Source organism: Sorangium sp. So ce1153 (assembly GCF_051521595.1).
GTDB lineage: Bacteria > Myxococcota_A > Polyangia > Polyangiales > Polyangiaceae > Sorangium.
This window is the reverse complement of sequence record NZ_CP150361.1, coordinates 10,861,519-10,870,024: the sequence shown is the minus strand read 5'-3', so window position 1 is coordinate 10,870,024 and position 8,506 is coordinate 10,861,519. Positions and strand designations below refer to the sequence as shown.

Here is an 8,506-nt window from a genome sequence, read left to right as displayed (position 1 = left end):
GATAGGGTGTCGCTTGCTTCGTCAGCAACGGAGCGCAGCGGCAGCTCTGGCCCGTTCGAAGTTGAATCGCGCGCTTCATGCGCTCAGCTCATGCGGAGAGAGTAAGATGGGCAAGAGTGAGGTCGTGACCTTCTCGTCCGGTAAGGTCTGGGCCGACGAGTCGACCGGCATCCTTCGTGTCGAGTTTGCTCCAGGGACCCATCAGAACGTTCAGGTCGCTCGGGAGGTCATCGCGAGCATCCGCGAGCTCAACAAGGAGCCGCGGTGGCCGGCGCTCGTCGACATCGCCAACGTCAAGGGGCTCGACCGGGATGCCCGGACGTATTACGGGAGCTCGGAGGCCATGGAGAACTGGGCTGCTGTGGCCATGTTGACCTCCTCGCCGCTCACCAACACCCTCGCCAACATCTGGCTCGCGGTATTCCGCACCATCAGCGGCGGCCGCGGCAAGCCGACGAAGATCTTCGATGACGAGTCGTCCGCCATCGAGTGGCTGAAAGGCTTTCGGTCGTGAGCGAAGGCGGACCAACCGACGATCCTCGTATCGCAGAGCTCTTCTCGATCCTCGTCCAGGCGAGCCCGGAGCCCGGGGCGGGCGCGCTGGCGGAGCCGGACGGCGCCGGGTGGGGCCGGGCGTCGCAGGCGGTCAGGGCGCTCGTGGACGAGGTCGTCGCCCGGCGGGCCACGCAGGCGCAGATGGAGCGCCGGCTCGACGAAATCATGGTGATGCTCAACGCCCTCGTCTCGTTCGACTTCACGGTCCGGGCCGAGATCGGCGACAAGGGCGACTCCTGGGACGCGCTGGCCATGGGCTTGAACATGGTCGCGGAGGAGCTGGCCTCCCGGGTGGTCTCCAGGGAGTACGTCGACAACATCATCGAATCGATGAGCGACCTGCTCATCGTCGTGGACAGGGCCGGGCTCATCACGAGCGTGAACGCCGCGGCCTACCGGCTGTCGGAGCGCACGTCCGAGGAGCTCCTCGGCCAGCCCGCGAGCCTCCTCTTCCCGGCCGTGCTCCCCCTGGAAATGAGCGGCGCGACCAACCTCCTCATCGAGGAGACGGCATTCCTGAAGAAGTCCGGAGACATCGTCGCGGTCTCCCTCTCCGCCTCCGTCATGATCAATGGGCTGGGGGAGATACAGGGGTTCGTCTGCGTCGCGCGAGATCTCTCGGAGCGCAAGCGCCTCGAGGAGGAGGAGCGCCAGCGCCTCCAGCAGGTGGTGGAGACCCAGGCGCTCCTGCTCGAGGAGCTGTCGACGCCGCTCATGCCGATCGCCGATCAGATCCTGGCCATGCCGGTGATCGGATCCGTGGATGACCGCCGCTCGACTCAGATCCTGGAGACGCTGCTGAACGGCGTCGTGGCGCGGGAGGCGCGGATCGTCATCATCGACATCACCGGCGTGAGGAAGATCGACGCGCGGGCGGTGCAGGGGATCGTCAACGCGGTGAAGGCGGTGAGGCTCCTCGGCGCGCAGGTGATCCTGACCGGTATCCGGCCGGAGGTCGCGGTCGCGCTCATGGCGCTCGATTTGAACCTGGGCGGTGTGCTCACGTTCGGCTCGCTGCAGACCGGTATCGCACACGCCATGAGGCAGCTCCGGCAGGTCAAGCCGGAGAACGTCAAGCCGGGCTGAACGGACAGGCATCGTGGCCGCCGGGGGGGCGAGCCCGGCATCGTCCTTGCTGGCATCGCGTCCGCCGCGCCTCTGGTGAGGCGCCCTGGAAGGGGAACACGATGCGCAAAACACTTCTTCACTTTCACGTCGTCCCGATCCTCCTCGCCCTCGCCGCCGGCTGCTCCGGCGAGACCCGCCAGCCGCCCGAGCCCGGCCCGGGCGGCACGGAGACTCCGCCCGCGGAGCTCGGGCCCGAGCAGCAGGCGGAGCTCACCGCGCTGCTCGACGAGCGCGAGGCCTCGGCGGACATGACCGCCGGGGACTTCGCCTCGAAGTACGCCGTCGCCTTCGCCTCGAGCCTGCCTTACGCGCCGGCGGACGCCGAGCACCTGTCGCTCATCCAGGGCTCCTCGCTCGGCCTCGACGACGACGAGCTCGCGAAGCTCTCGAAGAACGGCTTCGTCATCTCGGAGAAGAAGAGCTTCCCGACCTTCGTGTACGGCTACGAGAGCATCTACGCGCTCGACCTGCCGCTCTACGTGTCCGCGGACTCGATCCTGTACGCGGTCCACCGCTCCTACGACGCGATCCTCAAGGCCGTGGAGCTCGCGTCGCTCGCCCCCGAGCTCACCAGGATGCTCGAGGAGATGCGCGCGCGGCTCGCCGCCGGCGCGGGCAGCGAGCTCGGCGACGAGGCGCGCGCCGACGCGGACCTCTTCACGGCCGTGGCGCTCGCGCTGCTCACCGAGGAGCGCGTCGCGCCCGTCGCGGGCGCCAGCGCCGCGACGATCGACGAGCTCGTCGCGGGCGCCAGGGCCCACCAGGGCATGGCCGAGGTGAGCCTCTTCGGCGCCGACCGGCTCATGGACTTCTCGCAGTTCGAGCCCCGCGGCCACTACACCGACGAGCCCGAGCTCGAGCGCTACTTCCGCAGCATGATGTGGCTCGGCCGCGTGGACTTCCGCTTCCTGGAGACCCAGCCCGACGGCACGCAGCGCTTCCAGCGGCGGCAGCTCGAGGGCGCGTACGCGCTGCGCGCGCTCGCCGAGGCGAAGACCCTCGACCGCTACACGCGCATCGACGACGCGATCCAGGCCTTCGTCGGCGAGAGCGACTACATGACGCTGCCCGGGCTCGACGCCCTGCTCAAGGACCTCGACCTCGGCGACGCCGCCGGGCTCGCCGGCGTCCCGGACGACCGGATCGCCGAGGTCATCGTGAAGAAGGGGCACGGGACGCAGCGGATCTCGAGCCACATCATGATCAACGGGCTCGGCAAGGGCACGCTGCCGCTCTCGTCGAGCTTCGCGATGCTCGGCCAGCGGTACGTGGTCGACTCGCACGTGTTCTCGAACGTGGTCTACGACCGGGTGCAGGGCGGCGCCGTCAAGCGCATGATGCCGAACCCGCTCGACGTCGGCTTCGCCGCGCTGGGCAACGATCAGGCGGGCCTCTTGCTCGGGTCCGAGCTCGGCCAGTTCCGCTACGCGCCCGACCTGCACATGATGCGCGTGCTCGTCGACGCGCACCCGGCGGACTTCTGGAGCAAGAACCTCTACAACCGCTGGCTCGTCGCGCTGCGGGAGCTGTCGCCGGCGCGGGCGCTCGCCGACACCGAGGGGCTGCCGGAGGTGGCGAAGACCGAGGCGTGGGGCCGGCGCCTCCTGAACACCCAGCTCGCCTCCTGGGCCGAGCTCCGGCACGACACGTTGCTCTACGCCAAGCAGTCGTACACCGGCGGCGCCACGTGCGAGTTCCCGGACGCCTACGTGGACCCGTACCCGGCGTTCTACGCGCGCATCGCCGAGCTGGCCGAGCACGGCGGCAAGGTCGTCGAGACGCTCGATCTCTCGAGCGCGCCGTGGCTCGCGGAGGCGGTCCCGGCCTACTTCACGCGGCTCCACCACGTGGCGACGACGCTCGGCGAGATGGCCACGAACGAGCGCGCCGGCCTGCCCCTCACGCAGGAGCACCTCGATTTCATCAACCAGTCGGTGAAGATCCAGATGGGCTGCGGCTCCCCCGAGGGCGCCGAGGGCTGGTACGCCGAGCTCTTCTTCAACGTGATCGAGGGCGTGACCCAGGATCCGACGATCGCCGACGTGCACACGCAGCCGACCGACGAGGTCGGGTCGCCGGTCGGGCGCGTGCTGCACGTGGGCACCGGCCTGCCGCGGCTCATGGTCGTCACCGCCGACCCCTGCGGCACGCCGCGCGCGTTCGTGGGGCTCGCCTCGTCGTACTTCGAGAAGATCACCGAGGACTTCGCGCGCATGACCGACGAGGAGTGGGCCGGCGCGATCCGGGTGACGAGGCCCGACGACGTCGCCTGGATGAAGGACCTCGTCTCCCGCTGAGCCCTCCCGGGAGCGCGACGCCGGCGATCGCGCGCCAACGGAATGTGCCGAGCTGTGCCGGCGCGTCAGCGGGATCACGGTCGACGACCGAGCAGCCCCGCCGGGCGCGCTGGACAGTGAGCTCTCTCACGACAGCCGGCTCACGATGGCCTCGGGTTGAATTCAATTCGCCGCGGCACCTCCGGACGGCCTCCGGGGTGAACAGCAGCCGCCGCGGTGGCCTCCGACACAGCTCCCCGGCGAACCCGAGCGTGCCTCATGCCGCCGCGGCCGCCGCCTGAAAAGCCCGCGAGAGCTCCTCGGGGGCCGGCAGCGCCGAGCTCACGAGCCCTCGCCGCGCGACCGCGAGCCAGCGGATCGGGTCGACGACGGCGCCGCTCGCGATGGCCGCGAGCAGGCGGCGGCGCATCCAGTCCTTGCGGCGGTAGAAGCTCGTGCCGTGCTCGGCCATGGGGCGCGGGACGTAGCTCGCCAGCGAGACGTGCGTCTTCTCGTGGAGCAGGAGATCGGTGAGCGCGGTGAACGCGACGGCGTCGTCGCGCAGGAGCACCGCGGTGAGCAGCGCCCGCACCCGCGCCGAGGCGAGGTTCACGCTGATGCCGCTCCCGTCGGTGTGCGCCATCTCGTCGGGGCCGTAGAGGTCCTGGTGCGCCCAGATCGGCGACGTCGGCAGGTCCGCGGACTCGGAGATCGCCGCGTCGAGCCGCTCGATGATCGTCATGGCCGCCGCCGCGGCGCGCACGCCGGCCACGTCGGCCGCGGTCTTCAGGAGCACGTCGCGCGAGGTGCGGGGCATCGGGCACGGCGCGGCGCCCGGCGGCCGCGGCGGCGCCGCCGCGGCGGGCTGGGCGTGCGGCGCGGCCGCGCCCTCGGTGGCGAGGCGCCGCCAGAACGCGAGCGCGAGCGGCTCGTCGAGCGCGAGGTACACGAGCTCCCCGGGCCGCGCGCCCGGCGCCCCGGCCGCCGGCTCGGGCGCCGCCGACGAGGCGCCCAGCGGCCAGCGGGCGGTGCTCCGGGCCTGGGTCGACGGCAGGAGCGGGGCGCCCTCGAGCGGGCGGAGCACGCCGGCCCGGTGGGCCTGGAGCAGCTCGCGCAGCGTGAGCGCCGCGCCCCGCCAATGGAGCTGGCCGAGCGGCGCGGGCGGCGCCCCCGGCGGCCGCTGGCCCGCGTCGACCACGATCGACCGGAAGAGGGGCGCGTCGAGCAGCCCGCCCGCGAAGCGGATGACCTGCTCGGGGGCCGCCACCGTGGGCGTGCGCGCGAGCGGATCGAGCTCGTCCGCCGCCTGGGCGGAGGCGATCGTGATGCTCTCGCCGAGCAGCGCCGCGTGGACGAGCCGGTCGAGCACCGACGAGAGCCGGTGATCCACCGCGCGCAGGAGCTCGCGGTCGTACAGGGCGTCGCGCAGGATGAAGCGCTCGAACGCGGCGACGAGCGCCGCCTCGACCGCCGCGGAAGCGCTCGCCGCGACGGCGGAGCGGCCCTTGTTGAGCGGCACGCCGAGCGGCAGCTCCGCGACGAGGCCGAAGCCGGCCGCCGTGATCGCCCGCGCGAGCTCGCGGTGCAGCCCGAGCTCCGGGCCAGGGAACGGGTCGACCCGCGTCGCCACCGTGAGCCCCTTCTGGGTGATCGTGAGCTGCGGCTCGACGCCGTCGCCCCGGCCCACGAAGAGCTCGATCGCGCCGCAGATGTCGCCCGACGGCGGGAGCCGGAGCGGCACGTCCGCGGCGCGGCGGAGGCGCGCCCGCGCCGTGTTGACGAGCGCGCCGTCCACGTAGATCCGCGCGACCGCCGGGTCGACCAGCCCCGCCGCCGCGGCGATCTCCGCGGCGAGCGCCGGCCGCGAGATCGGCTGCGCCAGCGAGAGCCGCACCGAGGTGCCGGTCGCCGGGCGGCGCGGCGGCGCCGGGGCGCGCGCCGTGATCGCGCGGCGCGCGGCGTGATCCCCCGCGGACGGCGAGGGCGGCGAGGGCGTGGGAGACGGGCGGGGCAGGGGCAGCAGCGTCCACGAGAAGTCCTCGTGGCGGGGCCCGGCGCCGAGCGGCGCGACGAGCAGCCGGTGCCCGCCCGACGCCGTCGCCGTGACGACCTCGATCCAGGGCGCGATCTCCAGCGCAGAGAAGAAGCCGATCCCGTGCTCGCCGATCGCGTCGAGCTCGCCCGCCTTGCCGCTCCGGAAGGGGACGAGCAGGTCGGTCAGGAGCTCGGTCCGGGTCATGCCGCGGCCCTGGTCGGTGACCGAGATCTCGCGCCCGTCCTCGGTCGAGCGGACGTCGATGCGCGCGCCGGCGGGCGAGGCGTCGAGCGCGTTCTGGAGCAGCTCGCGGAGCGGGCCGATCCGCGACGACGCCTGCGCGTAGATGGTGCGCGAGAGGATGCGCTGCGCGAGGTCGGGCACCGTGGCCTCGCTGCGGCAGGAGGCGACGAGCGCGAGGCGCTCGGCGCTGCTCGCCTCGAGGTAAGCCTCGGCGCGCCCGTGGATCCGCACGAGGAGCAGCTCCGAGAAGAGGCCGTACGAAATCTGGGTCATGGCTCGCCTCCGGACGTCCTTTCACCGGGCCGGGGCGCGGCGCAGGCCGTCCCGTCCACGGGTTCGCCGACGATGAGATCGCGCTCGAGATCGGCCTCGCGCACCCCGGAGGCCCGGTCGAAGGCAGCGCGCAGCGCGTACCAGTCGCTCCAGCCGGAGGGCCGCCGCACCGCCGGGCTGTCGTCGCGGATGAGCAGGAGTCGGCGCGTCCCGAGGCACGGCAGCGGGCCGGCAGGCCGCCGCCCCGCCGCCTCAGGGAACGGGGGCGCGAACGGGGGCGCGAACGGGGGCGCGCCCGGAGCCCCGCGCGGCGCCGCGGCGTCCGCGCCGCCGCGGTCGGGCGGGAGCCGGCTGCGGCAGAGGGCGACCAGGGTCGTGTGCGGGTTGGCCGCGCGGGCGAGCAGCAGCGGCAGCCCCGCGAGGTCGCCGCGGCGCCGCGCGAGGGCCGACAGCGTCTCCGCGGGGTCGAGCTCGAGCTCGTCCTCGAGGAGCTCGCGCTCGCCGGGCAGGTACGGCTGCCACTCGCGCTCCGCCCAGAAGCTCTCGGGCACGAAGAGCCGCTCGGCCACGCTCGGCCCGAGGAACCCGAGCAGCGCCTCGCGCCGCTCGGGCGTCACCATGCAGCGGCCGGGGCCGAGCAGGGCGCGCGCGAGATCGCGGGCCACCTCGTCCCAGCCCGCGGACTGCAGCATGAGGGCGCTGATCTGCGCGGCCATCTCGGCGAGCCGGTCGCGCGTGCGCCGGCCCTCGCCGCTCGCGGCGGCGAGCTGGATGAGCCGCCGGTAGAAGGCCGCCGCGACGGCGGTGAACTCCGGCCCGACCTTGAGCGCGTCGCGCCCCTCCGTCAGCTCCACCGCGGCCGGGAAATCGATGAGCGCGAGCTCGGCGAGGGCGAGGCAGGCGTCGACCTTGACGCCGGCGTGGAAGGTGGCCGCCGAGATGCTCGGGAGCAGCCCCCGCCCGCCGACGTGGAACCGCGCGAGGAGCGCGCGCCCGCGCGCCTCCTCGGCCTCCTCGAGACGCGCGCGCGCCAGCTCCGCGAAGCCGCTCGACCCGGCGCCCAGCGCGCCCGCGCCGGCGGGGCTGCCCGCGCCGGCGACGGCTCCGCCGGGGTGTGCGACCCGCTCCTGGACGAGCTGCCCGCCCGAGATGAGCCGGCCGTCGTTCACGGCAGCGCCGTCGAGCAGCACGAGGGCGCGGCTCGCGGGGAAGAAGTGGAGCGCGTCGCGCAGGTACGCGCGCACCGCGCTCGCCTCGAGCAGCGACGACGTGACGCGCACGCGCGTGCCGAGCAGCGGCGCGATCCGGCGCACCGAGCACATGAGGGCGGCGGCGACCTCGGGCGCCGCGCGGCCGCGGGCGCTCCCGACCTCCTCGGGCGCCGACGCGGGCGCGTCGGGCGCGTCGCCCTCGCCGGGCCAGGCCACGACGCGGATCGCCCACCCCTCGATGCCGTCCCCGGTGGTGAGGTGCAGGCTGAAGCTCTCCGGATCCGAGAGCCCGAACCCGAGCACCGAGAAGAACCCGACGCCGAAGCGGCCCAGATCGATCCCGGGCCGCTTGTCTGTCGCGAACGGGATGAGCAGCCGTGAGAGGATTGCCCGGAGCCCCATGCCGACGCCTGTGTCGCAGACGTCGACCCGCCCGTCGGTGACGGTGACGTCGACGAGCGGCTGCGGCGCGCGGGCCGCGTCGGCGGCGTTGAGCACGAGCTCGATGAGCGGCCGGAGCGGGTGACCGAACTGGCGGGAGATCTCCTCGTCGAGGATCTTGAGCAGGTACGCGCGATCGATGGGCGGCTCCGCGAGGTCGCGCTGCCCTGCGCACAGCGCCTCGAGCGCCGGGCGGTGCAGGCCGACCGCGACGAGCTCGTGCAGCGATCCGAGGAAGTACAGCCCGGCATCCCCTGGCAAAGGCGCGGCGCGTCGGCCACCGCCCCCGTCACCGCCCGCTCCGTAGTGCGCGTGCACGCTCGACTGCTCCCCCTCACGCCCGC

General features: G+C 73.5%; 5 protein-coding genes. 3 read left to right on the top strand and 2 right to left on the bottom strand.

From position 1 onward, the window contains the following. The first annotated feature begins 106 nt into the window (after nucleotides 1–106). From WME85_RS39350 to WME85_RS39340, 3 genes are all read left to right on the top strand, one after another. The gene (locus WME85_RS39350) at nucleotides 107–514 is read left to right on the top strand and encodes a DUF7793 family protein (protein ID WP_437828565.1); all 408 of its coding nucleotides are present in this window, start codon (nucleotides 107–109) and stop codon (nucleotides 512–514) included. After that, nucleotides 511–1,641: a PAS domain S-box protein gene (locus tag WME85_RS39345; RefSeq protein ID WP_437828563.1), complete on the top strand. Its 1,131-nt coding sequence runs from the start codon at nucleotides 511–513 to the stop codon at nucleotides 1,639–1,641. The genes WME85_RS39350 and WME85_RS39345 overlap by 4 nt, the downstream gene beginning before the upstream one ends. A gap of 101 nt (nucleotides 1,642–1,742) precedes the next feature. Continuing rightward, complete coding sequence (locus tag WME85_RS39340) at nucleotides 1,743–3,980, top strand: DUF3160 domain-containing protein (RefSeq protein WP_437828560.1); 2,238 nt, start codon at nucleotides 1,743–1,745, stop codon at nucleotides 3,978–3,980. A gap of 256 nt (nucleotides 3,981–4,236) precedes the next feature. On the opposite strand, the gene WME85_RS39335 is transcribed toward WME85_RS39340, so the two are convergent. Both WME85_RS39335 and WME85_RS39330 read right to left on the bottom strand, forming a co-directional pair. After that, on the bottom strand, nucleotides 4,237–6,510 hold the full coding sequence (locus tag WME85_RS39335; RefSeq protein WP_437828559.1) for an ATP-binding protein: 2,274 nt from the start codon (nucleotides 6,508–6,510) through the stop codon (nucleotides 4,237–4,239). Next, a complete protein-coding gene (locus tag WME85_RS39330; RefSeq protein ID WP_437828557.1) occupies nucleotides 6,507–8,480 on the bottom strand; it encodes an ATP-binding protein in 1,974 nt (657 codons plus the stop codon). The genes WME85_RS39335 and WME85_RS39330 overlap by 4 nt, the downstream gene beginning before the upstream one ends. Nucleotides 8,481–8,506: the final 26 nt, after the last annotated feature.

Coding starts and splice junctions, on each gene's coding strand:
- WME85_RS39350 (WP_437828565.1), top strand. CDS start 107: ATGGGCAAGAGTGAGGTCGTGACCTTCTCGTCCGGTAAGGTCTGGGCC.
- WME85_RS39340 (WP_437828560.1), top strand. CDS start 1,743: ATGCGCAAAACACTTCTTCACTTTCACGTCGTCCCGATCCTCCTCGCC.
- WME85_RS39335 (WP_437828559.1), bottom strand. CDS start 6,510: ATGACCCAGATTTCGTACGGCCTCTTCTCGGAGCTGCTCCTCGTGCGG.